Raw genomic sequence first — 22,829 nt, 5'->3', positions numbered from 1 at the left:
CGCCCACCGAGATCACCTCACTGACCCGCGTCCGCTCGACCACGACGACCAGGCCGAAGCAGCCTGGCGCTGCGAACAGGAACGCCGCGGGATGGCAGGACTCGCCTATCAACGGGTCCGGCCCCTGCGCCGCCCCGAAGCCCGGTGAGGCTCGCCGGGCGTCGGCTCCCCAGTTCTGTGGGCGATGACCGTGACCTGTTGTCCGGCGGTGCGGCAACTTGCAGGATCTGCAGGTACTCGGTGCGGTCCCGCGCGGTCTCGCGCGGTCTCGCGGAAGATCGCCTCGACGCGCGCGCGGAGGTATGCCATCCGCTCGGACTCGGCGGTCGGCTTCCGCCCCTCCTGGTCGAGCAGCGCCAGTCGCAGGCGAGGACGTGGGGCTGTCCGGAAGCGTCCCCGCTGGGCCGGGTGCCGCCGGCTTCGTCCTTGCCGACCCCGAGGACAGCAGGTTCTGCGTGATCGACAGGGGCGCTGACCGGACATAGATCGGGCTTAGCGGGCCTTTCCTCCTCGCTCGACCGCGGCGATGACGTCCGAGGTCTCGCAGCACACCGCGCCGTCGCACGCATCGCCGGTGACGCGTCACCTCACTCCCGCAGTAGAGCTGTTCGCGGACCGGCCCATTCCAGCTCGACGGACACCCCGCCTGCTGTCGCGATCGCGGCAGGCCCTTAGTAGCTCGATCCCAGGTTGTGCTCGGGAGGTCTGCGATCGTGCTGGTGGTGCCGGGGATCTGTCCCTACGTCCTGCTGGCGGCGGCTGTCGCGACCTGCTCGTCGCGGGTCCGATTGTTCTGCCTGGGGCGTCCGGTTCGTATGCAGGAGCGTGATCTCGGCTCGGAGATTGTCCATTGCGACTCGTAGCCCGCTGCCTGAGGAGGCGAGATCATGTGGGGCGTGGTGTCCGTGTCGGGCGCCGGCGTCGGAGGTGCGGTAGTCCGCCAGAGTGTCGTCATCGGGTGCGATCACGCTCTGAGCGAGCCCGTCCACCTCGCTCAGCCAGGGCTGTAGTTCATCGGGCAGGCTCGAGCGAAGGCGTTGCTGCACGGCCTGGAAGTTGACGACCTCATCGGCGCTCAGCGGCCGGTTCCGCTCGGCGGTGAGGGCGCGGGCGAACCGGGGTGGCTCGGCCCAGTCGCCGGTCGGGGTGAGTCGGTTGAGGTGTGCCGGGCCGGTGGTGTCGATCGTGCGGCGGTAGACCGCGACCAAGTCCGCTGCGGCGGTGTCGTCGATGAGCGCGGCCACCTCGGCGATCCCGCGATAGGAGCGGTGGGCGTTCGCGGGGACGGTCAGCCGTCCGGAACCGCGGTCGTTGACCTGTTCCTGATAGCGGTGCAGGACACCTTGCTGGCTCTGGCTCTCGTGGACCCCCAGGGCGAGGACCGCGACCTGGTAGCCGGCGGTGCGGTAATCGTCCAAGGTCTGCATGGACTCGGTGGGGTCCTGCGCGGTCTCGTGGAAGATCGCGTGCAGGCGGTTCTCGCGGACGTAGGCCTGGGCTTTGCCCATCCACGCCCGGCCGTCGGTCCGCGTGGCCGCCGCCATCTTCTGATCGTCGGTGCGCATCAGGCGCGCGTACTGCGGGTGGAACGGCTTGTAGAGATCACTGTCGATCTCCACCGCTCCACCATCGCCGCGCAGGACCTCGCGAATCTCGGCTGCGAACTTCGACTTCCCGGCACCGGGCTGAGCCATCAGCACGACAACGACGGGATGGTCGTGGCTCAGATATCCGGATAGCCGGGTGGGGACGATCCGATCGCGGAAGATCCGCTCGTTGTCGGGCTCGCTGAGCCGATACCGGGAGAGGTCGTCGCCGTCGGTGCTCACCCGAGCTCTTCGCGCAGTTCGGTCAGGCGCCGGCTGTAGCTGGCGCGGATGGCAGCGAGCTCGTCGGGGTTGTGGGGGGACAGGACGCGTTGTTGACGGGCGCAAGCCTCGATCTGCGCGTGGAGGTATGCCATCCGCTCGGGGGCCGTCGGTTTCTGCTCCTCCTGGTCGAGCAGCGCCGCGTAGCAGGCGAGGACTTCGTTGATGGCTTCCTGCGCGGCTTCGTAACTCACGGCATCATCACTGCTCCACCGCCGTGGCGGCAGATCGGCGACGAGATCCATCGGGTTCGTGGCCGCTTTCGGATCGGGGCTCGGCATCGGCACTCCTTCCATCACGTACGTCGAGTATATCTGCGTGCGACCAGCAGCAGTGAGTAGTCGCGAATCCGTCCTCGTGCGGCCCCGCTCGCATGCCGGGATTCGGCGTCGCGAGAATCGTGGGCGAGGGGATCGATCGGTGTGCGGCATGCGGACCGGTGTTACCGGCTCACTGCGCCACGTACCCACCGTAATTTTCGCGCACGCGTCGGCGGGAGTGGTCGAGCGCGATCGGGAGGATCGGGCGATGGGGAAGCGTTTCGGTCGGCCTCGAGTTGACCCTTTCCCCGGGTGGCTGGGTTTCGACGCACGCAGCGGTTGCAGGTGTCGATCTTGGGGGATGTCGCGGTAGGTGATCGGGGGCCCGGCGCGGACCTCGTAGGGCCCGGTAGAGGTCAAGCGACCAGACCGACGCGACGACGAGCACGCCCCGGCGACCTGGCCGCGCAGCCGGGGAACGACACTGGGTCGCCGTGAGCGCCACCGCATCGACGACGAGACCGCCACCGACGAGGCCGACGACGACCGGCCCAGTAGGCTGCACCCGCGCCGACTGCCTCGCGACGTCGCGCCGACTTGTCAACCTATGTCGGATAGCGACGCTGGATCAGACCGGCAGCGAGAGCAGGCGGTACCGGACAAAGGCTCCGCGGTCGATGGCCCACGCAGTGCCGCCGTCCTGGGGACAGGACAGGCCGATCCCGCCACCTGGCTCCCTCGACGTGGACCTTCTATCCCGGGGAAGCTTCCGGACTAGCCGAGACCCCAGGTACGGCTCCCGGGTTCCCGCCATGCCCGCGCCCGGGAGGCCCGCCGGCCCTGTGGCGGCGCATCGCTCAGCAGCGCCTGATGTAGGGCCGACACCTGCGGGCCCGGCGAGACCCCGAGCTGATCGCGCAGGGTCCGGTGCAGCTGGGCGAACACGGCCAGGGCCGCGGCCCGATCGCCGCGGGCGCTCACCGCACGCATGAGAAGCAGAGCGCTGCGCTCGGCCAGGGGATCGGCAGCGACCAGTCGGCGGGCGCACCGTTCCGCGCTGGCCAGCTCGGCACCGCCCAGCTCGAGACAGGCCTCGGCGTAGCAGGCGGTCGCACGGACGTGGGCGATCTGAGCCTCGGTGCGGCGCCGCTCGGCCCACTGCGCGACGACATCAGGGAGGAACGGGCGCTGGGTGACGAACATGGCGCTCAGCGCCTGTGCCCATGCTCGCCGCCACCGACCGCGGCTCGCCGCAGCCTCCGCGTCGTGCAGTGCCTCCGCCGCACGGTCGGCGTCGACCAACGACCCCGACGGCAGGACAAGGCGCAGCGCGGACCTGCCACGAATCTCGGCGGGCGCGATCACCGCGCGTGTCTTCGACAGCAGCGGATCGAACACTCGTCCCGCATTGTCGGAGGGACGCCCCGGCGACCACAGCGCCTCGATCACCGTGGACCGCTCCACGGCCTGCGATCCGTGCGCGGCCAGACAGGCCACGAGCAGCCGAGCCCGACGGCCGGACAATCGAATGTCCGCACCCGGGCTGTCGCTTTCGATCACGAACTGTCCGTGCAGCTGGATCCGCACGGGGTCATGATGACAAGGTTGCGGCAAGATCGCGACACCATCGTCGCAATCCACTCTGGCATTCTCGGCGGAATCCACATCGAATGAGTCGTCGCTCGTTCGGTACCGCCAGAGGGGAGTGCAGCCATGCTCCGTCAGGTCAGCTGTGAATGCGGGTACCAGGTCCGCGAGAACGACGAAGCGACCGTGGTACGAACGGTCGAGCGCCATGTCCGCGACAGCCACCCGGAACTCGTCGAGCAGGTCACGCCCGACGTCATCCGGGGATGGATCGAACTCGTCCCGTGACGCCCGCCGTCACATCGCCCCGGGCGCATGTGGGTGACGCCAGTCGTCTTTCCATGCACGGACCGGACGGGCACCCTGCGCAGCAGACGCTCGGCCTGCACCTGCACGCAGCGGTCGAGGAACTCCGCGCCACAGCGCGCCCCCGGCAGCGTCGATCACCAGCGAAGCTGCCTGCCTGTCACGGAGACTTGTTGTGAGCGGTGACTTCCGAAGATCCCTTTCGCGGCGTGCGGGATCGACGTGAGCCTAGAGCGGGTTGGCGTGCCGGATCACTCGTCCGCGGAGAGGACAGCGAGGGCGTCGCGGAGCTCGGTGGCCAGTGCGGGCAGTTGACGCCGGGCGGTGGTCAGGAGGATCTCCATGTCGATGGACCAGTACCCGTGGACGATGCGGTTGCGCAGCCGCACGGGCTGGTGCCACGCGACGGCCGGGAACCGTGCCTTGGTCTCGGTGGAGACTTGGCCGACCGCCTCACCGAGCACCGTGTAGTTCCACAGCAGCGCGTCGCGCCGTTCGCGCCGTTCTGTGATCTCGTCGAGGGTGATGTCGGTGCCGAGCTGCTGGATCTGCTCGACGGCGTCGATCATCTCGCCGAGCAGAAGAAGGTCACGCTGCATAGAGCGGGCGGGCTTCGGCGAGCACGTGGTCGCGGAGCTTCGCGTGCAGGGCTCGTCGGGCGACGAGGTCGACCGGGCGGCCAAAGAGTTCGCTGAGCTCGTCGGCGAGGTCGTCGATCTCCCAGCCGAGTGTCCGGCCGGGCCAGAGCGTGTAGAGGATGTCGATGTCGCCGGTCGGTCCGACGGTGTCGCGGGCGGCGGAGCCGAACAGTTCGAGGTGCTCGACGCCGTAGGCCTGGCAGATCGCGGCGAGGCGTTCGCGGTCGACGACCCGGCCGGCGACGATCAGCATTGGCCCAGCGTACCGCCCTGGAGCGGACTATCCGACCTTCGGTGAGACGCGAAGGGAGGAGGGCCGAACGCCATGCGAGGCGCATGCTGACGAGGGGCCCTGTGCGACCCGGCCTGTGCTGCTCGTCGGGGGTCGGCCGTGAGCCCGGCGGCCGGGCAGTAAACGGCCACTCAGTGGCCGAAGCCGGCGCCGGCCGAGCCGTGCACAGCAGACCGGTCGACCGGTCACGGTTCGTCCGCCGACGGCACGGCTGCCGCCGACCGGGCAGGAGCCGTACCTGCCGATGCGGACTCCACCACGCCCTGAGAACGACAGTTGGACACGGTGGGGCAGAGCGGAGCGGAGCGGACCGGGGTGGCCCGAGATCAACGTGAGTCAGTCGGGTATGAGGTCGTGCTCATAGGCGACGATCGCGGCCTGTACCCGGTTTCGGAGGCCGAGCCGGTCGAGGATCGTGCTGACGTGGGCTCTGATGGTGCCTTCGACCACTTGTAGCTCGCGGCCCGATCTCGGCGTTGGACAGTCCAGCGCCCAGAAGCCCGAGGACCGCGCGTTCGGGGCCGGTCAGGGGCGTCACGGCGGGTCGTCACGGCGTTGCGCGCGGCCAGGGTCCGGCGGTGGCGGCGGGTGTAGAGATCCAGGACGCGTCGCGCCGGGCGATTGACCTCATGCCGACGCCAAGCACAGCGCCGAGCTGCGGCGCCGATCGCCCGAGCCCGGCCGAACTCTCGACCTCGACGCGGCGCCGCCTCGAGTCGGCGGTCTATGCCGGTGCCGGTGAAAGGTCCCGCAGGGCGGCGCCCATATCCGGGTAGTTGTGCAACCCACGCAGTACGGCGCGCTCAGCCGGTGTCAGCCGAGCCGCGAGCCGGTGGGCGCCGATCAAATGCACTGTGAGTTGTTGGCTCTGGGCAGCGTGTCGGATATGCGGTAGGGCTCGCATGCCACGCGGCGTGCTCACAGCAGCCGACAGATCAACCAGCAGGTGACGGGTACCCACGAGCCCGGACCTGATCAAGTGCAGGTGCGCGTCGAGCTGCCGCAACATCCGACTCCCTGCGGCAGTGTCGAGCAGCCCCTCAACGCGCACGCGGTAGACGTCCGGGCGCGGCTGATCACCTCGTACGTAACTTTCGTTCATCTGGCCCCCTCAGGCTCACCGACGGTGAAGCGCGCGACTACCCCGGAAAATGCAGTTGGAACAAGCTGTCGTGGGCGGCTCGTCTTCCAGCCAGTGCGAAGGTTGCCGTGATGCTCCCGAGGACTGTCCGGGAACCGGAACGAGGCCATCGACCGGGCCACCGCAACTCTGACGTCGAGCACCACAACCTGTTCACCCGAGTCTCTCCGCAACCAGCCACCGCCAGAGAGACGAGAGGAGACGACCGGTGACTGAGGTACGGCGGTATGTGAGGGCACGGCCAGACCAGGTCCATGCAGTGCTGGCCGACGGGTGGAGCTACGGATTGTGGGTGGTCGGTGCGGTCCACATCCGAGGGGTCGCCGCCCACTGGCCGCAGCCGCAGTCGTGGATCCGACACAGCATCGGCGCCTGGCCGGCGATGCTCGAGGACCGCACCGTGGTCGAGGACCACCGCCCCGGACGACTTCTGCAGCTACGTGCACATGGATGGCCGGTCGGTACAGCGCGGGTACGTATCGAACTGCACCCCGACGGCGAGGGCACCCTGATATAGATGACCGAGGACGCGGTCGCTGGTCCCGCCAAGTTCATCCCCTTGTGCTGAGAGCCCCGCTGCTGAGCTGTCGCAACGCGGAGAGTCTGGACCGGCTCGCCGCCGTGGTCCAGGGGCGGCCCGACTAGCCAGGCGAGCCGAGAGCCCAGAGGAACTCGGACCGAGTCCGCGAGCCACAGTGAGCCACAGTGAACTGAAGACCCTCGCCGCGCAGCGAGCGGAACTAGAGCCCCCGCGGACCGGGGAAGGGGATCTCCAAGGCCGCAGAGAGCAGTAGGTCGGAGCGGCGCGACCTGCTCCGCCCCGACCTGACATCGACGGACGTCAGCTCAGCTGGCCCCACTCGCCGGTAGGTTCCTCGCCCTCCATCTCAGCGACTGCCTGGACCATGGCCATCAGCTCCGGATCCAGCCCCGGTCCGAACTCCTCCGGGCGCTCGACAGCGATACCCATCGGCACGCCGCGCGGCGCCTGCTCGACCGACAATTCTGTCCCGTCGTTGGACGGCGAGGGTCCCCGGTAGAGCTTCCCAGCCTCGGAGAGCTGGTCGAGGCTGAAGGTGTACTGCTTGCTCTGCAGCCCCTGCTCGAGCAGCGTCGCGACTTCCGGGAACTTCTCTGCGTTGGTCTTCGGGATCGGCAGCAGCTTGTTCCAGTCCACCCCCAGCGCCTCGAGCGCCTTGGCGTAGGCGTTCTCGTGTGCCTGATCGCGCACGATGAGGTACGCGATGGTCGAACGCGCCGTCTTGTTCGCCGTCATCTCATAGAGCCGACACTTCTGCAGGCGGCCGGTGGACTCCAGCATCAGGTTGTAGAGCAGGTTCAACGGCAGGTTCCCGCTGTCGTAGACATACTTGCCCGTCCACGGATCGCCCTGGGCGTCGACCGGCAGCGCACCCTGGGCCCCCACCAGGTAGTGGTGAATGTTGCCCTCGCCCAGCGCCATACCCAACGGCGTCGCCCCACCAGCGCCCGGCGTGTCCAGGTCGTCGGTCGCGGCTCCCTGGTAGCGGGGCGAGCCGTCGGCCAGCCGAGCGATCGTGGTGGCGATCAGCTCGACATGACCGATCTCCTCGGTGCCGACCCCGTAGAGAAGATCACGGAAGGGCTTGCCGTCGGGACCGCGAAAATTGAAGCTCTGAAACAGGTACTGCATCATCGTGCGCATCTCGCCGAACTGGCCGCCGAGTCCCTCCTGCAGCGCGTTGGCCGCGGCCGGGTCAGGCTCGTCGGGAACGATCTCGTTCAGCAGACGCTGGACATGCAAGAACAACGACAACACCTCATCAGGAGAGTGACTGAGTGCACTGATCAGTCCGCCTCACGACGGACGCGAGCAGTGCCACAAGACGCGACCGCCTAGTTCGAGCCGCTGCGACCCGCCTACCCCACGCCCCACTCTCTACACCGTCTATCTGACATCCGCGGAAGCGTTGCCTCTGTGACTCGCTGCCGAGAATGCGCGTATCGCAACGTGGCGGATCCGCGATGAGCCATCCATCCGGCGCAGCAGCACCCCGGGAAGTGCTTCACTCGGCCGTCGGGAGCTCTGCTCAGTCGGGAGTCGCACCCTCTGGCTGCACGCTCAGTGCTACGTCTTCGCTCCAGGCGTTTGGACCCTGGAAACCAGGGTATTCTGAATGCGCATCCATCGGCATGCAGCTCGATTGTCGACCGACGGTGCCGCGGCCTCGATCGATGCACCCACCCCCGGCGTCGGTCGGGGCCGCTCACGTGGGTATAGCCGTCCGATCTCGATACTTCGACGTCCATCTCGCGATTCGGTCCTGCGAGCCGAACTCGATCTAGGTGCCCACAGACGCACCTGCTCGAGCAAGGTGTCCCTGAGTTCGCTGACGGCGTGCCGTGTTTGGACTCCAGGAATTGCGGTACATCGATGCCAGGCGGGTTCAGCAGCGCAGGTCGCCGAGTAGCCGAGGCGGACGACCAGGCCGTGTCGTCGCCTCGGCTGCGCCCCTACCCGGCGAGCCAGATATCCGACGATCAGGGATGAGTACTGCCAGGCCCGCGAGATCTGTGCGGCGCGACAAACCGCAGTATCCTCGAGGATACTGAGCCGACGCTCTGACCTCGCGCGTATAAGGGTGCGTCGAGCACAAGCGAGTCCTGCACGCCGAGTCGAGCGGCCTGCGGTGCGCCAGTCCAGCTTTGGCCCTGAACTGTCGAAATGCTGTCGAGGAGACGGCCAGCCTGGCATAATCCATGGCCGTGCAGGTGTTTATCAAGCCCGGGGGTGGGCATGTCTCCGTTATGACGACGACTGCAACACATTACATCGAGGTCAACGCACCGGCTGATCGCTGCTACCGCTGGTGGCGGCCGCTCACGCATCTTCCTGAGATCATGTCCGATGTGCGACGGGTCGAGCCCAAGGACGGTCACGCCGACGTAACCAAATGGGTCGTCGACGGCCCCCTCGGGCGACCGGTCGAATGGGAGGCGAAGATCGTGGACGAGGAGCGCGATCGTAAGATCGCGTGGGCGTCGTTGGACACTGGTTCCAACGACATCGACACCGGCGGCGCGGTGCGATTCGACAATCACGGTGATACGACCGGGGTGGAAGTGAGTCTGCACATCAACCCGCCGGCCGGAGCGCTCGGCGAGGCCGCTGTCGCGCTGTTCCACGACCCGCAGGAAAAGATCGAGAACGCACTTGCCGAGTTCAAGCGCCTGATCGAAGCCGATACCGGCGTGGCGCGCTAACGTGCTCCCGGGGCGGTGACCGGCCGCAACGCGCCGTGGCCGGCTCCGCCCCTCGACGCGATGAAGAAGTTCGAATCAGGGGGTGGCATGTCCACGAACTCCGACTGGCAGCAAGCCCGAGAGCGGTTCGTCCGAGAGGAGCAGGAACGAACCCGAGCCGACCAGACTGAACGGTACGATGCGACCGAGATCGGGCCACTGGCAGACGAGTTCGCCCAGCTGGTGCAGCGACTGTTCACAGCGGGCACGGTCGGTGGCGTCCTCCAGCACGTCGTGGACTCCACCCCGCGGTTGATCAAGGGAGCTTCTCTGGTCAGCATCACGATGCGTGACCCTCGCGGCGGATACACCACGCCAGTCTTCACCGACGCGTTGGCCGAACAGATCGACCAAGTGCAGTACGCCGCCGACGAAGGCCCGTGCCTGGAGGCGACACGCACCGATGGCGTAGGAGTTGCCTCCTGCCCCGACCTGGCTGCCGACACCGAACACTGGCCCCGCTTCAGTCCCGCAGCTGCCAAACTCGGCATGCGTTCGATGCTGGGAGTCGGCCTGTTCCCCCGCAGTAGCCCACCACGCCTGGGTGCACTCAACATCTATTCCGACCGCGCCCACGCCTTCGACGACGCCGCGCGCGATACCGCGCTTGTCCTGGCCTCACACCTGTCGGTCGCCCTCGCCACCACCGAGGAGATCACAGCGGCGCGCCTACACGCCGCACACCTTCAGGAAGCGATCAAGAGCCGCGATGTCATCGGCCAGGCAAAAGGCATCCTCATGGAGCGGCAAGGAATCGACGCCGAACGCGCTTTCGACATCCTGACCCGCACCTCGCAGGACCTGAACGTGAAGCTGGTGCAGATCGCCGAAACCCTGGCATCACGCCGCAACGACCTCTAGATCCGGGCATGGTTGTAGACGGTCCGGCGCGCGATCAATGATCGTGAAATGGGGTGAGGCCTACGGATTCGGTGTGGATCACCACAGCACACCGCCGAATCCTCAGAGGCCCCCTGGCGATCCACTGTAGGCGCCCCACTGCCTCCGACCGGTCCGGCTGCGGCTGCGGCTGCGGCTGCGGCAGTGTGCCGCCGACCAGGGCTGGAACCTGGGTTGCGCCGGTGAGCAGTTCCAGGTCGCTCACACCACCGCCGCGAGCTGGGCCCGCCGATACGGCCCACGGTGATGAGCAGACCGTGACTGAGCGCTCCAGCCGCTCGCACTGGAGCCCGCGCCGCACCAGACGGGTCGTCGAGGTAGAGGTCCTGCCGCTGCGCGACGCCCACAAGATCGGGCCCTGCGTATCGCCAGCCGGATCCCGGTCGCCGCAACGGCGGTGCATCAGGTCCTGCGCTGCCACCACCGCCCGAAGCTCGCGGACTGCGACGCCCCACGGGCGAACCGACTCGCCGTCATGAACGTGCTCCGTCCCGGCGAGTGGGTCAACGCCGATGTGACGAAGCTGGACCGCATTCCCGACGGTGTAGCGGACACCGCGTCCTCGCGCGCAGCGGGCCGCGCCGACCGGGAACGCACTGGCGGACGTCGAGCTCCCGGCGGTGCCGCGCCTGTCGAACTCGAACCGCGAAGCGGCGAGGTCGACAGGCGTTGCTCCGAGCGGCCTCCTGCCCCCGGCAGTCGGCCGACGGCCGCGCCTCTGCCACCCCTCGCTGTAGAGGCGCGGCTGTTTCCTCATCGACGCGGCAGGCCCGCCGCACACTTTCGATCATCGGATGGGCCAGGTCGCGCTCAGATCCGTGTCGCAGCTCTGTCGACCAAAGCCACTGCCTGATCGATGCTGTCAACGGTGAGGACGTGATCGGGCAGGTGGGCGGGTTCCCATCCGGGGCCGGCGGCCACGATCGTGGTGGTGCAGCGCTCGAGGCCGCGCAACGTCGCCGGATCGGCGGTGTCCGATGTCTGAGCCCAGACGAACGCTGCAACCGGCCGGGTGCGGTGCGCCGCATGCAGCAGTGCCGCGGCCGGGACCGACGGACCCAACATGCGGGCAGGGCGCCGCCGGTGGTGCAGAGCGGCCAGCAGGGCGTCGAGTGCCAGCGTGTGCAGCTCCGCGCGAGCGCACGCCAGGAGCACCCCCCCGACGCCGATCGGTGGCTGTGGGACCTGGCGAAAGCTCGTGGTGATGGCCCAGACGAGCGTGCATTCTGCATCGATCGGACCTGCACGCGGATCAGACTGGGCCAGCGACTCCGTACCCGGCGACGCGCCGTGCGGGTCCTGCGCCGGACGCGTGATGATGCTCGCGTGACACAGGGCAGGCCGACACAGCCGATTCCACGTGTCGACGACCCCGCGCCGAGACACACTCTCCCGCAGAACCTCGACGGCGGAGTCGGCGTCCAGGGCTCGGGCTGCCGACAGCACGGCAGCGACCTCTCCTGCGCAGGTCGCACCGTCGCCGCCGTCTTCACAGGACACCCCTGGGCGCCCGCGCGATGCGTAACTCGGGGCGGAACCGGGCACCTCCGCAGCGGAACCCGGGCGGTTTGCCCGAGCGATCGCCGCCGCGGTGGCCATGGGTATCCCGTCCCTGCGAAGTCGCTGCACCATCTCCAGCTCGGCGAGGTCGGCCTCGGAATAGCGCCGGTAACGGCCGGCCTGATGATCGACAGGTCCGATCCCGTAGCGAGCACTCCAGCTGCGCAGCGTCGCCGGCGCAATCCCGAATCGGCGTGCCACCGCCGCAGCCGTCCACTCCGGCACCGGCTGCGGGCCGGTCGGCGGACATGGCGGACTCATCACCACAGTCTCGCCCACGAACGTTCGCGGTGGCCGACCGCGGGCCACCGCATGACCCGGCCCAGCACCGTCCGGGCTGCTCACGAGCCTTGTGGCGCGCTCCGATAGCGGGGCTGCCACGGTTGTGCCACGGTTGTTCGCAGGGAAGGGAGCGTGAGCGCGATGACCCACACGCAGCGTCTACCACCGCCAGTGTCCGAAACCTGGGACTGGCAGCGTCTGGGCGCTTGTCGGGGGATGGACGTCCAGTCGTTCTTCCATCCGCCCGGAGAACGTGGTGCCGCGGCCCGGGAACGTGAGCGAAACGCGAAACAGATCTGCGCCGGTTGCCAGGTCCGACCCGAATGCCTGCAGCACGCACTGCGGATCGAGGAGCCATACGGAACCTGGGGTGGGGTAGGGGAGCGGGAACGGTGGGAGATCGTGCGCCGGAAGCGACGAGAAGCCCGGCTCGCCTCCGGCCCGGCATCACCGCCCAGCTCAACCCACATAGTCGCCACGCCATCAGGCACCGCCGGCCCGTCGGGCCCGGAACCCGCGACGAACACCGACCGGCCGCCCGTTCGGGGCGAACTCCTTCACTGACCGATCCCTGACAAGCGATGTCGACTTCCCCCGGTCCTCTTCGTGAATCTCGAGCATCACCGACCCGTCGGCGCGCCGGAAGCCGCACCTCCGGCAGCTCACCGATCTTCGAGTGCCGGTTCGACCGACTCACGCCGACACGAGGCCGGCCGTATGCAGCTCACGAGCAGCGCACCCACGGCCAGCGTGAGTGGCCTGCGGCGGTGCACGGCCGGATCCACCGGGGCACGACACCCCACTGCGGTCGTGAAAGCCGCGACCATCGGGGACAACGCCGCGGCACAGCTCTCTCGCCCGCTCGCGCTCGGCCCGCCATCGTCCCTGCGCCACCTCATGCAGGTTTGGCCCCCCTTCGGTAGGGAAGGCCTTGGCGGGAAGTAAAGCCCGGCATCCCCTCTCATCCTCCGCTCACAGCGGTGGCCCACGACGGTCGAGCCCCAACTCGGGCGAGGTCGCTGTCCACAGTCGTCGAAAACGGCCGACGGTCCTAACGCGAATGGAGAAACCCGATGCCCGCTCTACTGTTCGGCTCAATCGGAACGTTGGTCGAGTCGTCGGAAATACAGCGCTCATCGTTCAACACCGCATTCGAGCGGCACGGCCTCGACTGGCACTGGGACCGTGAGGACTACCTGCAGATGCTGGAGTCCAGTGGAGGCAGGCAGCGGATCGCCGACTTCGCCGCTGCGCGTGGAGACGACATCGACCCCGCCACTGTACACGCCACGAAATCCGAGGTGTTCCGTGAGAAATTGATCGAAGACGGGACATCCCCCCGACCCGGCGTGATCGAGACGATCAAGGCCGCCCACGGTCGCGGCGTCACGGTCGGCTTGGTGACCACCACCTCGACCGACAATGTCGAGGCGGTGCTGCGCGCACTGAGCCCCTCCCTGTCCGCGACCGACTTCGCAGTGATCGTCGATGTCGCCACCGCCGCGGCCCCCAAACCCGACCCAGCCGCCTACCTGCACGCGCTCACCGCTCTGGACGAGAAACCTGACAGAGCGATCGCGATCGAGGACAACATCGGCGGCATTTCCTCCGCGACGGCGGCGGGCCTACGGGTGATCGCCTTCCCCAACGCCAACACCACCGGCCACGATTTCTCCGCGGCGACCGAACGTGTGGAACGACTCGACGACGGTGCTCTGCTCTCTGATCTCACCCGGTCTTGACGGCCGTCGCTCCACATCAGCCACCGGCCCTACCCGGTTGCGCCACGATCCCGCGCCCCGAAGCCGACCGATCGGAGACCAGGACATGAGCAACCCCCAGGCTGTGCTCAGCGCGACCGATACGGAGTTCCGTGTCGAGAGTTGGGAGCGGATCGAGTTCACGCTCTCCTACGTCGACGGCGTGTTCGCGCCCCACAACACCGAGCTCGCCGACCTCTATCGGCCATGGGGCCGGTGCCTGATGGTGATCGACGAGACCGTCCACGAACACTACGGCGACCCGATCCGCAGCTATTTCGACCACCACGACATCGCCGTGACCCTCGTACCACTGACCATCGCCGAGACGGCCAAGAGCCTGCGCACTCTCGAGCGCATCGTCGACGCCTACGCCGACTTCGGGCTACTGCGCACCGAACCGGTGCTCGTCGTCGGTGGAGGCTTGACCACCGACGTCACCGGGTTCGCCTGCGCCAGCTACAAGCGTGGCACGCCCTACGTCAGGATCCCCACCACGCTGATCGGTCTCATCGACGCGAGTGTCGCGATGAAGGTCGCGGTCAACCACGGCAGACACAAGAATCGTCTCGGCGCCTTCCACGCCTCGCAACAGGTCCTGCTCGACTTCTCGTTCCTGGCCACCTTGCCCGAAGCGCAGGTCCGCAACGGCGTCGCCGAGATGATCAAGATTGCGACCGTGGCGAACGCCGGCCTGTTCGACCTGCTGGAGAAATACGGCGACGACCTGCTCGCCACACGCTTCGGGCACCGCGAGGGCACCCCGGAACTGCGCCAGATCGCCCACCGGTGCACCTACGACGCCATCCACACCATGCTCGAACTCGAGCACCGCAACCTGCACGAACTCGACCTGGATCGCGTCATCGCGTTCGGCCACACATGGAGCCCGACCCTGGAGCTCGCCCCACCCACGCCGATGTTGCACGGTCACGCGATCGCCATCGACATGGCGTTCTCGGCGACCCTGGCCGCGCGCCGCGGCGACATCACCACCGGGGAGCGCGACCGCATCCACCGACTGTTCAGCGGACTCGGACTCAGTGTCGACAGCACCTACCTCACCGAGCAGCTGCTCATCGATGCGACCGCATCGATCATGCAGACACGAGCGGGGAAGCTACGCGCCGCCCTGCCCCGCCCGATCGGAACGTGTCACTTCGCCAACGACATCGAGCACACGGAACTGATCGAAACCCTTGCCGCACACAAGGCCGTCGTCGCTGGCCTACCGACATCGGTAGAAGGTGTCGAGATGTGGTCGTCGGCGAAGACAGAGTTGACGACCGCCCCGAACACCGAGGCCAGGACATGACCCACGCGATGAGGCGTGGCCCGCGGCCGGTGACGCCGACGACGATCCTGGCCGGTCTGCTCGACGACCTGGTCGCCCGGGCCGGGCCCGACGTCGAACCGGACCTGCTTCGTGCCCGCGACCTCGCCTCCGGCCTGGATCCCTACCTCGACGAGCACACCTCGCCGGCGTCCCACGCGCTGGGGGAACTGGAACGCCGGACCAGCGCCGAGAACTGGGACCACACCGCAAGCGGCCTCGAGCAAGAGATGCTCTCCGGACACGTCGAGGGCCGCTTCCTGCGTTTCCTGGTCCAGGCCATGCAGGCCAAACGGGTACTCGAGATCGGGATGTTCACCGGCTACTCGGCCCTGGCCATGGCCGAAGCGCTACCCGAGGACGGTGAGTTGATCGCCTGCGAGATCGACCCGCACGCGGCAGCACTCGCGCGTGAAGCTCTCTCCCGGTCCACGGCCTCCCAGCGCATCACGATCGAAGTCGGCGCGGCCACCGACACCCTCGCCACACTGGTCGGACAGCGCTTCGACCTGATCTTCCTCGACGCCGACAAGGGCGGATACGCCGAATACCTCGACGCCGTGCTGCAAGGCGGCCTGCTCGCCCCGCACGGGGTGATGTGTGTCGACAACACCTTGATGCAGGGGCAGCCCTGGACGGGCGAGTCCACCCCGAACGGCACGGCGATCGCGGCGTTCAACAGATCCGTCACCGATGATCCGCGTATCGAACAGGTCCTCGTCCCGCTCCGAGACGGACTGACCCTGATCCGGTGGGCGTCGTGACCGATCGGTCCGCCACCCGGGCGAACTACGCCGCGCCCGCTGCCCGAATCCGAGCGGGCACACAGCCCGCACCGGTGCCCCCCACCGGTGCGCCCGCCACGGGCCGCACCCGGACTGCGGCCACGCTGCTGCTGCTTACAGCAGTGCTCCCTGTGAACGCGGCGATCACAGGGATGGCCGCGCTGATCGGGCTGACCCGGCGGGCACGCCGCCCGCGCAGCACAGCCACCCGACAGACGATCATGCTGTCGGGCGGGAAGATGACCAAAGCGCTCACACTGGCCCGTGCGTTTCATGACGCCGGGCACCGGGTCGTGCTCGTGGAGCAGGCCCGCTACCGACTGTCCGGGCACCGCTTCTCCCGAGCCGTCGACGCCTTCCACGTCGTCCCTGCACCCGACGCGCCCGACTACGCCGAACGACTCGCCGAGATCGCCCAGCACGAGGGCGTCGACGTCTACGTTCCGGTGTGCAGCCCCCTCGCCAGCTGGTACGACGCCGACGCCAAGCAAGCGCTCGAGCCACTCTGCGAGGTCGTGCACCCTGACAGCGACGTCGTAGCGCTGCTCGACGACAAACACCGTTTCGCCCAGGCCGCCGCAGCCATGGGCCTGCCGGTGCCGGACACCCACAGGATCACCGACCCGCAACAAGTCATCGACTTCGACTTCACCTCCGCGCCCGGAAGCACCTACGTCCTGAAATCGATCGCCTACGACCCGGTCCGACGCATGGACCTCACCCGTCTACCGCACCCGACCGCCCACCAGACAGCCGACTTCGTACGCCGGCTACCGATCTCGTCGGACAACCCCTGGATACTGCAGGAGTTCGTGGAGGGCACCGAGTACTGCACACACTCCACCGTCCGCGACGGCGCCGTGGCACTGCACTGCTGCTGCCCCTCCTCGGCCTTCCAGCTCAACTACACCGCAGTCACCCACCCCGTCATCGACGAATGGGTCCGCCGGTTCTGCACCGAACTCGGCGTCACCGGGCAGCTGTCGTTCGACTTCATCGAACGCGCCGACGGCAGCGTGTACGCGATCGAGTGCAATCCACGTACCCACTCAGCGATCACCCTGTTCCACGACCACCCAGGTCTCGCTGACGCCTACCTCTCGGCCCACGCCGGCCCACCGGCGGTCCCCGACCCGGGTGCCCGCCCGACCTACTGGCTCTACCACGAGCTCGGCCGGCTCCTCGGGGCTCCGACGTCGCTGCCCAAGCGGTTACGCACCATCCTCCGCGGCAAGGAAGCACTGCTCGAAGCGCGGGACCCGCTGCCGTTCCTGCTGGTCCCTCACCTGCAGATCGCCGCGCTGCTGCTCGACAAGCTGGTACGTGGCACGCCCTGGGTAAAGATCGACATCAACATCGGCAAGCTCGTCGAATCCGCGGGGGACTGATGATCACGGTGCTGCACCTGACCGGATCGCCGGTCGACGAGTTCTTCTGCGACCTGTCCCGCCTCTACGCCGCAGACTGCCTCACCGCCACCGCCGACCCCACCCGCTACGACGTCCACATCGCCTACGTGACACCGGGTGGGTGGCAGTTCCCCGTAGGCCTGGCGCCCGGCGACATCGCCGCCGCCCCGCTGCTGTCGCTACCCGAGGCCCTCGCCCACATCGCACGTCTCAAGATCGACGTGATGGTGCCCCAGATGTTCTGCCGACCCGGCATGACCCACTACCGGGCGCTGTTCGATCTGCAAGGGATCCCCTACGTGGGCAACACCCCGGACGTGATGGCGCTCGGAGCGGACAAGGCCCGCGCCCGCGCCGTCGTCGCACACGCCGGTGTCGCGGTTCCGGCCGGAGAGGTACTCCGCGCAGGACAAGCCCCCACCCTCCGGCCACCGCTCGTGATCAAACCTGTCGACACCGACAACTCGGTCGGCGTGACCTTGGCCGAGACCGACGAGACCATCGAGGTGGCGATCAAAGACGCTCTTGCCCACAGTGAGCGAGCGCTGGTCGAACAGTTCGTACCTCTCGGCCGGGAAGTACGGTGCGGCATCATCGATCGCGGCGGTGACCTCGTAGGCCTGCCCCTCGAGGAGTACCGCATGGACCCGACAGACAAGCCGATCCGACTCGCCGACGACAAGCTCGACCGCTCTGCCACCGGCGACCTGCGTTTGGTCGCCAAGGATGACCGGTCCTGGATCGTCGATCCCGCCGATCCGCTCACCGCGACAGTTCACGACGCCGCTCGGCGCGCCTACCGGGCGTTGGGATGCCGCCACTATGGGCTCTTCGACTTCCGAGTCGACCCGAACGGCCGCCTCTACTTCCTCGAGGCCGGCCTGTACTGCTCGTTCGCCCACTCCTCGGTCGTCGCGACGATGGCCCACGCCGCCGCAACACCGGTACGAGAGCTGTTCGCTGATCTGATCTCTGCCGCCCGACAGGAGGTCAGGCAGACATCGTCGGACCACCGGTGATCATCCCGCGGTGCATCACCCGATCCCCAACGACACCGGCATGATCAGCCCGGTGCAGCACACAGGCGTTGTCCCAGATCACGACGTCGCCCGGCGACCACGCATGGCACATCACGTTGTCCGCACGAGTCGAGTGCTCGAACAGCTCGTGGATCACATCGGATGACTCCTGTGCCGACATCCCGCTCACCGAGACACAACGGGCCGGAGTCGACAGATACAGCGCCACGCGCCCCGACACCGGATGGCGACGAAACACCGGGTGCTCCGCCTCGGTCTCCCCGCCGGCATCACCCGGCGTCAGCCCGGTGACCACGTGTCGGATCGCCCTGCCCGCGAGCCGCTGACGTAGCCCGTCGGGCAGGGTGTCGTAGGCGCGGTACTGGTTGCTGAACTGCGTCGCCCCGCCATGGGCCGGCACCGACACCGCCCGCAGCGCGGTGTAGGCGGGAGGGCGAGCGATGTAGCTGGTGTCGACGTGGAACGAACTCCTCGGCGGAGTCGTGCGGCCGACGTTGCTGACCACGTTGAGGTCAGGATATCCGGGCACCGGTGTCTCGCCCGGGGTGAAGGTCAGATCGCCGAATCCACGCAAGAAGGACAGGAATGCAGAATCATCGGCGTCTGCCTGATCGGGCAAGATCACGACACCGTACTCGGCCAGCAAGCCCACGAGTTGCCCGATCTGGACAGGCCCGACCCGATGCAACCCCATACCGGTGACGGTGACGCCGACCGGTCGTAGAACGGTGTGATCCATCGTTCCATTCTGCGTGCACCCTGAGACACGTGCGCGGTGATCACAGCTCGCGGAGATCATGCAGCACCGAGTCCGGCCCGCCGAGGCTCGACCGCACCGAGGCCGATTCGAGGCCACCAGCAACCGTGCCCGTGGGAACGGCGCCCGGGGGAGGGGATGTGCGTGAGAGCTGGCTCGCGCGGTGTCGATCGCATCAGCGGGACAGCTCTCGGTCGAGGCGAGACGAGCGATGTCGGTTCTTCGTCGCGCCCAACCGGCGGCGGACCGTCGTCCCCGGTTGGCGCGAGACTCGGACGGCGCGTCGCCCTTCCCGGGCCTCGCGACGCCACCTGGTCCACCAACGAAACAAGAATTTCGTTGGCGGATAGTATCCAGTATCAGTACTCAGAACCCAGTAAATCTTTGCAATACCCGAACTGGTACGCTGTTCGACGTGACCGACACCGCCGTACGCTGCGGATACAGCCGCTGCCGCGCCGAGCTCGCACCTCCCGGCCCCCAGGGCGGCCGACCGCGCTCGTTCTGCCGTGACACCCGCTGGGAGGGCGGGCGCACGTGTGCGCAGATGGCCCGCGCCGAACGCGACGCGTTGGGCACGCTCGGCCTCGACACCGGCTCGGGAGCGTTCGCCCTCGACGCCGACCGGCTACGGGAGCACGTCGCCACCGTCGCCGGCCCGGTCGCGGAGCTCTCCGCGGCGTTGGCCGCGGTGGGGGAACGGCTCGACGAAGTCGAGCGTGACGCTCTGGTCGCCACCGAGGCGGCCCGCACGAAGGCAGCCGAGGCGGATGCGGCCCGCCAGGACGCCGAGGCCGCACGTGACACGGCCGTGGTCCGGGCGCGTGAGGCGGACAAGGACGCGGCGGAGGCCCGCCGGGAACGCACCGAGGCCGTCACCCGGGCCGAGGAGTCCGCGCGCGCAGCCATCGAGGCCACCGAGGCGCTCGGCGCCGCCCGCCAGCAGGCTGCCGCCGCCGAGGACGCCCGGGACCGGGCCCTCGACGGCCACCGGCGGGCGGACGAGCGAGCGGTCACCGCCGACCGGGACCGCGAAGCAGCTGTGCTTGCCGCCCGCACAGCCGAGCACGAGCGCGACACCGCCCACCGCGAGATCGCCCAGACCACCCGTGCCCGCGACCAGGCCACCGACGATCTGGCCACGCTGCGCGCAGCTCACGAGCAGTTGCGTACCGAGCGGGACCGGCTCGCCGAGACCACCGCCGAACAGCGCAGTCGTCTCACCGCGCAGCAGGAGGTGCTCGACGACGCCCGTGCCACCGCCGAGCAGCTGCGCGACCAGTACGCGTCGGCCACTGCGACCGCGGAGCGTGCACGCGAGGAGCACCGCAGCCTGGCCACCCAGCTCGACCAGGCTCGTCGTGAGCGCGACGACCAGGCCGCCGAACTCGCCCAGCTACGCGCGGCCACGACCGACGTCGCCGACGGTGACACCCCGAGGCGCATGCACCCCGAGGACCTCGCGGCGCTGACCGCGGCGATGCGCGGACAGCCCTGACTACGCCCGATAGCCATCGGTGGCTCCGGATACTTGCCGTTCTGGCGGCGGCTCCGGTCCCGACGGCCGTGCGGCGCCGTGAGGTGTTTCGCAAAGACAACGTAATGCTTGTTCCATGCTCACGATCTGTGTTCGTCTGAGGCTCCACTCGCCCCGGAGGAGCCGACACACACGTGAGCGCTGTCCACGCCGACACAGCCCGTCCTGCCACTCGCAGCGCAACCTCCGACAGCCCGACCGTGGCGATCGCCGTGGTCGCGACCTGCGGCCTTCTCGTGGCACTGCTCCAGACCATGGTCGTTCCGCTGATCCCGCAGTTCCCGGCTCTGCTGTCGGTGAGTCCGTCCTCGTCGTCGTGGCTGGTGACCGCGACCCTGGTGGCGGGAGCGGTGTCGGCGCCGGTCCTCGGACGGCTCGGTGACATGTACGGCAAGCGCCGCATGCTGCACCTGTCGGTGTGCATCGTGTTGGCGAGCTCTGTGCTCGCGGCGGTAGCACCGAGCTTCGCGGTGTTGCTTGTCGCGCGCGCACTGCAAGGCGTGTCGTTCGGGGTGATCGCGCTGGGGATGAGCCTGATGCGCGACGTGCTCCCGCCGGCGCGGGTAGCCTCAGGCGTGGGGCTGATGAGCTCGTCGCTGGGGGTCGGCGGTGCCGCGGGACCGCCGCTGACCGGGCTGATCGCCCAACACACCAGCTGGCGGATGCTGTTCGTGCTGGTTGCCGCGGGAGCACTCGTCCTGGCGGTTCTGGTGCCCCGACTCGTCCCGGAGTCACGGGTACGCACCGGTGGGAGGTTCGACACCACCGGAGCGGTCCTGCTCGGCGTCGCGTTGGTCTGCCTGCTGCTGGGGATCTCCAAGGGCAGCGAGTGGGGCTGGGCGAGCGCAGCGACCCTCGGATCGCTCGGCGCCGCCGTGGTGCTGCTGGTGTTCTGGGGCTGCTTCGAGCTGGGGCACCGATCCCCGCTCGTCGATCTGCGGGTCTCCGCACGACCCGCGGTCCTGTGGACGAACATCGCCACGGTCCTGCTCGGGTTCTCCATCTTCGCCACGTTCGTGATGGCGACCCAGATCCTTCAGGCACCGGTCGCGACCGGCTACGGATTCGGGCTGTCGATGATGGCCGCCGGGGTGATGCTGCTGCCGATCGGCGGGTCGATGGTGGTGTTCTCGTCGGTCTCGGCGCGGCTGTCGCGGGCGCGAGGTCCTCGCACGACCGTGGTGGCCGGGTCAGCGTTGCTGACGGTGGGCAACGCCGGGCTGGCGACGCTGCCGGCGTCGTTGTGGCAGCTGGTCGTAACCTCGACGGTAGGGGCGATCGGCGCGGCATTGGCCTACTCGGCACTGCCGCTGCTGATCATGCGCGCCGTGCCCGAGACCGAGACCGCGGCGGCGAACAGCATGAACACGCTGATGCGGCAGCTCGGGACCTCCACGATCACCGCGGTCGCCGCGGCCATCGGTGCCGCCCTGGTCGTACATATCGACGGGCACGCGGTGCCGGCGGGCGGAGCGTTCGCGGTGTCGTTCCTGGCCGCGTCAGGCGCCGCGCTGATCGCATTGGTGATCGCAGCACTGACGCCGGCTCCCCGTCAGACCTGAGGACCGGTTCGGGGCTCAGGCGCACTGGCCGAAGCGCTCGAGCTGGGGCACGGCACGACCGCGTGCGGGTTCCGAACTCGACCACCACGGCCGCGCCCGTCGGCATGTATCGCTCCATCTACCTCATGGCGTAGAAAACGTGCGATCGAGATCGTCGCCTCGTGTGATCGGTGTCGACGACCTCGTCGTCCTGGTAGCGAATGTAAACCCCGTCTACATGCAGCAGGCCGCTAGCAGGGGAGTCGTACTCGGATTCCATCCGGCCGCCGGCGGAGCCGGATCGTCGAGCCCAAAACGCGATGGCCACAGGCGACCGCGGCGCAGTGCCTCGACCGGCCAGTGGCAGGCCCACGCCGGTCAATCGCCGGCAACGCGTCGCTACATCCCCCGGGCCGGCCCGTCGTGAACGAGGACGGCGATGACCTACCGGTCGCCATCTGGCCGGGTGAGATCGACATAATCGGCCCAAGCCGAACTCGACCGGTCCGTGAACTGTGCGCTGCCTGAACCCGAGAGCGACACCGGGTACG

19 protein-coding genes and 1 pseudogene are annotated in these 22,829 nt (G+C 68.3%); 11 read left to right on the top strand and 9 right to left on the bottom strand.

Annotated elements, in window-relative coordinates; genetic code table 11:
- Positions 1 to 671 precede the first annotated feature (671 nt).
- The 3 genes from PP1_RS30985 to PP1_RS30975 form a co-directional block, all read right to left on the bottom strand.
- On the bottom strand, positions 672 to 1,829 hold the full coding sequence (locus tag PP1_RS30985; protein WP_010243347.1) for a zeta toxin family protein: 1,158 nt from the start codon (positions 1,827 to 1,829) through the stop codon (positions 672 to 674).
- The gene (locus PP1_RS30980) at positions 1,826 to 2,149 is read right to left on the bottom strand and encodes a hypothetical protein (RefSeq protein ID WP_050802581.1); all 324 of its coding nucleotides are present in this window, start codon (positions 2,147 to 2,149) and stop codon (positions 1,826 to 1,828) included. The genes PP1_RS30985 and PP1_RS30980 overlap by 4 nt, the downstream gene beginning before the upstream one ends.
- A 753-nt stretch (positions 2,150 to 2,902) precedes the next feature.
- A complete protein-coding gene (locus PP1_RS30975) occupies positions 2,903 to 3,715 on the bottom strand; it encodes an AfsR/SARP family transcriptional regulator (protein WP_010243343.1) in 813 nt (270 codons plus the stop codon).
- Positions 3,716 to 3,841: 126 nt separating this feature from the next.
- Between PP1_RS30975 and PP1_RS30970 the strand changes: the two genes are divergently transcribed.
- Positions 3,842 to 4,003 carry a DUF1059 domain-containing protein gene (locus tag PP1_RS30970; protein ID WP_010243342.1) on the top strand — a complete coding sequence of 54 codons (162 nt, stop codon included), beginning with the start codon at positions 3,842 to 3,844 and terminating at the stop codon, positions 4,001 to 4,003.
- Positions 4,004 to 4,272: 269 nt separating this feature from the next.
- On the opposite strand, the gene PP1_RS30965 is transcribed toward PP1_RS30970, so the two are convergent.
- From PP1_RS30965 to PP1_RS30950, 4 genes and pseudogenes are all read right to left on the bottom strand, one after another.
- Positions 4,273 to 4,590 (bottom strand): HepT-like ribonuclease domain-containing protein, encoded by a 318-nt coding sequence (locus PP1_RS30965; RefSeq protein ID WP_202796472.1) that lies wholly within the window; start codon positions 4,588 to 4,590, stop codon positions 4,273 to 4,275.
- Between the two features lie 19 nt (positions 4,591 to 4,609).
- Positions 4,610 to 4,912 carry a nucleotidyltransferase family protein gene (locus PP1_RS30960; protein ID WP_010243338.1) on the bottom strand — a complete coding sequence of 101 codons (303 nt, stop codon included), beginning with the start codon at positions 4,910 to 4,912 and terminating at the stop codon, positions 4,610 to 4,612.
- A gap of 375 nt (positions 4,913 to 5,287) precedes the next feature.
- Positions 5,288 to 5,480 (bottom strand): annotated as a pseudogene (locus tag PP1_RS31680) (response regulator transcription factor); the annotation flags it as partial.
- Between the two features lie 1,453 nt (positions 5,481 to 6,933).
- On the bottom strand, positions 6,934 to 7,890 hold the full coding sequence (locus tag PP1_RS30950; protein ID WP_010243332.1) for a manganese catalase family protein: 957 nt from the start codon (positions 7,888 to 7,890) through the stop codon (positions 6,934 to 6,936).
- A 941-nt stretch (positions 7,891 to 8,831) separates the two neighbouring features.
- Between PP1_RS30950 and PP1_RS30945 the strand changes: the two genes are divergently transcribed.
- Together PP1_RS30945 and PP1_RS30940 are read left to right on the top strand one after the other, a co-directional pair.
- On the top strand, positions 8,832 to 9,335 hold the full coding sequence (locus PP1_RS30945) for an SRPBCC family protein (RefSeq protein WP_010243330.1): 504 nt from the start codon (positions 8,832 to 8,834) through the stop codon (positions 9,333 to 9,335).
- A gap of 60 nt (positions 9,336 to 9,395) precedes the next feature.
- Positions 9,396 to 10,235, top strand: a complete 840-nt coding sequence (locus tag PP1_RS30940; RefSeq protein ID WP_010243328.1) for a GAF and ANTAR domain-containing protein — start codon at positions 9,396 to 9,398, stop codon at positions 10,233 to 10,235.
- 849 nt (positions 10,236 to 11,084) lie between these two features.
- Here the strand turns inward: PP1_RS30940 and PP1_RS30935 are convergent.
- The gene (locus PP1_RS30935; RefSeq protein WP_083697426.1) at positions 11,085 to 12,113 is read right to left on the bottom strand and encodes a MerR family transcriptional regulator; all 1,029 of its coding nucleotides are present in this window, start codon (positions 12,111 to 12,113) and stop codon (positions 11,085 to 11,087) included.
- Between the two features lie 144 nt (positions 12,114 to 12,257).
- On the opposite strand from PP1_RS30935, the gene PP1_RS30930 reads away from it, so the two are divergent.
- From PP1_RS30930 to PP1_RS30905, 6 genes are all read left to right on the top strand, one after another.
- On the top strand, positions 12,258 to 12,680 hold the full coding sequence (locus PP1_RS30930; protein WP_010243324.1) for a WhiB family transcriptional regulator: 423 nt from the start codon (positions 12,258 to 12,260) through the stop codon (positions 12,678 to 12,680).
- 509 nt (positions 12,681 to 13,189) lie between these two features.
- On the top strand, positions 13,190 to 13,858 hold the full coding sequence (locus tag PP1_RS30925) for an HAD family hydrolase (protein WP_010243323.1): 669 nt from the start codon (positions 13,190 to 13,192) through the stop codon (positions 13,856 to 13,858).
- 85 nt (positions 13,859 to 13,943) lie between these two features.
- A complete protein-coding gene (locus PP1_RS30920; protein WP_029240101.1) occupies positions 13,944 to 15,191 on the top strand; it encodes a sedoheptulose 7-phosphate cyclase in 1,248 nt (415 codons plus the stop codon).
- Positions 15,134 to 15,973: an O-methyltransferase gene (locus tag PP1_RS30915; RefSeq protein WP_249266137.1), complete on the top strand. Its 840-nt coding sequence runs from the start codon at positions 15,134 to 15,136 to the stop codon at positions 15,971 to 15,973. Before PP1_RS30920 ends, PP1_RS30915 begins: the two co-directional genes overlap by 58 nt.
- Positions 15,961 to 17,382: an ATP-grasp enzyme gene (locus tag PP1_RS30910; RefSeq protein WP_249266138.1), complete on the top strand. Its 1,422-nt coding sequence runs from the start codon at positions 15,961 to 15,963 to the stop codon at positions 17,380 to 17,382. Before PP1_RS30915 ends, PP1_RS30910 begins: the two co-directional genes overlap by 13 nt.
- Positions 17,382 to 18,422 (top strand): D-alanine--D-alanine ligase family protein, encoded by a 1,041-nt coding sequence (locus PP1_RS30905; RefSeq protein ID WP_010243315.1) that lies wholly within the window; start codon positions 17,382 to 17,384, stop codon positions 18,420 to 18,422. Before PP1_RS30910 ends, PP1_RS30905 begins: the two co-directional genes overlap by 1 nt.
- On the opposite strand, the gene PP1_RS30900 is transcribed toward PP1_RS30905, so the two are convergent.
- Positions 18,394 to 19,182 (bottom strand): TauD/TfdA dioxygenase family protein, encoded by a 789-nt coding sequence (locus PP1_RS30900; protein ID WP_029240100.1) that lies wholly within the window; start codon positions 19,180 to 19,182, stop codon positions 18,394 to 18,396. The genes PP1_RS30905 and PP1_RS30900 overlap by 29 nt on opposite strands.
- A gap of 433 nt (positions 19,183 to 19,615) precedes the next feature.
- Between PP1_RS30900 and PP1_RS30895 the strand changes: the two genes are divergently transcribed.
- Together PP1_RS30895 and PP1_RS30890 are read left to right on the top strand one after the other, a co-directional pair.
- Positions 19,616 to 20,698, top strand: a complete 1,083-nt coding sequence (locus PP1_RS30895; RefSeq protein ID WP_249266139.1) for a response regulator receiver protein — start codon at positions 19,616 to 19,618, stop codon at positions 20,696 to 20,698.
- 239 nt (positions 20,699 to 20,937) lie between these two features.
- Complete coding sequence (locus tag PP1_RS30890; protein ID WP_010243308.1) at positions 20,938 to 22,299, top strand: MFS transporter; 1,362 nt, start codon at positions 20,938 to 20,940, stop codon at positions 22,297 to 22,299.
- The last annotated feature ends 530 nt before the right edge of the window (positions 22,300 to 22,829 follow it).

Source organism: Pseudonocardia sp. P1, from assembly GCF_000178675.2.
Lineage (GTDB): Bacteria > Actinomycetota > Actinomycetes > Mycobacteriales > Pseudonocardiaceae > Pseudonocardia.
This window is presented reverse-complemented; position numbering and strand designations above follow the sequence as displayed.